The following is a 1,747-nucleotide window of genomic DNA, read 5'->3' on the forward strand; positions in this document are numbered from 1 at the left end:
GATCGCAGCCGCTGCCCCCGTATTACAAATCATCGGTGTAGCCAGCTGTGCATACCGTCTAGTCAAAATCCTCACTAGCAGCCCCAAGGTTGAATGGCCATGCGACCTTGAAACCCAGATGGAATACTTTTTAGCCAGCTATGGCCTAGACACGGTAGAACGCTCCTTCATTGACTTAGCTCGACTTTATCCATTAAGCCGCGTAGCAAAGTAAGTCAGACCAAGTGTTGAAGAGTTCTCTTGGGACTTTAACTATCTCAGGTTCATCCATCGACATCTGAAAAGTCTTCAATTGCCAAAGTCGTTGTCTGACTGAGGCTAGCGCATCTGCGAAGGTTGGGAGAGTTTTGTTATACCACGCTGTTTTAGGCAGAGTAACCGCCTGTTGTTTATATAACTGGTCAGCTAGAGCTGTAACGATAGAAAATAGGGCGAACAAAGCAGGAGTCGTTCGTAGAATAGCCTTATCAGACCACTGTCGTTGAGTTTCAACCCCCAGATGTGCTCGAACTTCCTCAAAGGTCACTTCCACCTGCCAGCGTAGACGAAACCATTTCAAGATTTGGATGGGCTCAGCACTGAGGTCAGTGCATAAGAGAGCTTGGGGTTCAAACCGCCCCTTGGGGTCTTGAATCAAGACCCATCGAATGGGAACCGCAGGCAGTCCTGAGTGATACCAAACAGCGGTAGATGAGGTAATTTCAAGCGGATAGTTGCCCTTTCCATACCAGTCTTCCATGACTACGGTTTGCCAAGGGGTATACGGATTATTGATAAGGCCTTTGAGGCCCGGTAATCGCTGTCCCACCTTGCGAGGACGACCCATCGTCCCAGGCGACCGAGGCGGGGCCGGTCGATACAATTGGGCATCTAAGCGGAGTCGGGTAACCATATGGACCGGAGTCGGCATATTCACCAAGGCTCCCAACAGTTCCAAGGCCGCAAAGCTACTATCGGCGACAACCATAAGGTCTCGGGTCGGTAGCCATCGACGCACCTGACGCAGCATCTGTCTGGCCCAATCCGTTAATCGTTTATGTCGTTTCCCCTGCGTTTGGTGGTAACGTTCTGACGGAGCCAAGACGGTCAAAACGGGTAATCCCCAAGTCCGCTTTGCCCAAGGAATCGGCACTAATAGCTGTAAACTCAACCAGCGAAGTCCACTGGCTTTGACAAAGTGACTATCGCTCGACCGTACTGGGTCTCGATAGATCCCTTTCGCGGCTATCTTCTCGCCCCGACGGCGTTCTATCGTCTCGTCGATTCCCAGAACTAACGGCCCCGTGGGCGCGAACACGGCAATGATATGGATAAGCACAATGCGACTGGCTGCCAAACTTGACCATGCGGCTCGATTGAGGACCCGATGATAGGTTTGAAAGTGATGCGTTTCACGCAATCCCATCACTCTTAAGATTGCCGTTACCGTTCGTTTTCCAGGTGCTAAGATAGCTCCAATGAACAGCACCATCGCTGAGTCCCAGACGCGATGAGAGAATAATGGGGCGAACAACCCAAGTACACTGAGTATTTCCATTTGCAGCAAGTTGGTTCTGATAAACCTATTGTGCTTGCTGCTTCCCTCTTAACCCCAATGGTTGGATAAAGTCGAGCTTAGATTTTCTTTCTCAGACGCAAAATCTCTCTTGATATATCTTGAATCTGTTCGTCTCTTGTTGAAATGTAAGTCTGCATCAGTCAGAGTTTCTAAACGAGAGTGGCAAGCGATTGAATCTCGATTGCTTGC

General features: G+C 49.9%; 3 protein-coding genes and 1 pseudogene. 2 read left to right on the forward strand and 2 right to left on the reverse strand.

Annotated features, from left to right (window positions below; translation table 11 throughout):
• Window positions 1-214, forward strand: a 214-nt coding sequence (locus tag F6K13_RS31715) for a hypothetical protein (RefSeq protein WP_287289668.1), incomplete at its 5' end; no start/stop codon positions are given.
• On the opposite strand, the gene F6K13_RS31720 is transcribed toward F6K13_RS31715, so the two are convergent.
• Together F6K13_RS31720 and F6K13_RS31725 are read right to left on the reverse strand one after the other, a co-directional pair.
• Window positions 194-559, reverse strand: a complete 366-nt coding sequence (locus tag F6K13_RS31720) for a hypothetical protein (protein WP_287289670.1) — start codon at window positions 557-559, stop codon at window positions 194-196. The two genes, F6K13_RS31715 and F6K13_RS31720, sit on opposite strands and share 21 nt — an antisense overlap.
• A 186-nt stretch (window positions 560-745) precedes the next feature.
• Window positions 746-1,537, reverse strand: a pseudogene (locus F6K13_RS31725) (transposase); the annotation flags it as partial.
• A 61-nt stretch (window positions 1,538-1,598) separates the two neighbouring features.
• Here F6K13_RS31725 and F6K13_RS35915 point away from each other — a divergent pair.
• Window positions 1,599-1,747: hypothetical protein (locus tag F6K13_RS35915; protein ID WP_375340691.1), on the forward strand; the 149-nt coding region annotated here is incomplete at its 3' end.

The organism is Okeania sp. SIO2B9 (assembly GCF_010672505.1).
Classification (GTDB): domain Bacteria; phylum Cyanobacteriota; class Cyanobacteriia; order Cyanobacteriales; family Microcoleaceae; genus Okeania; species Okeania hirsuta.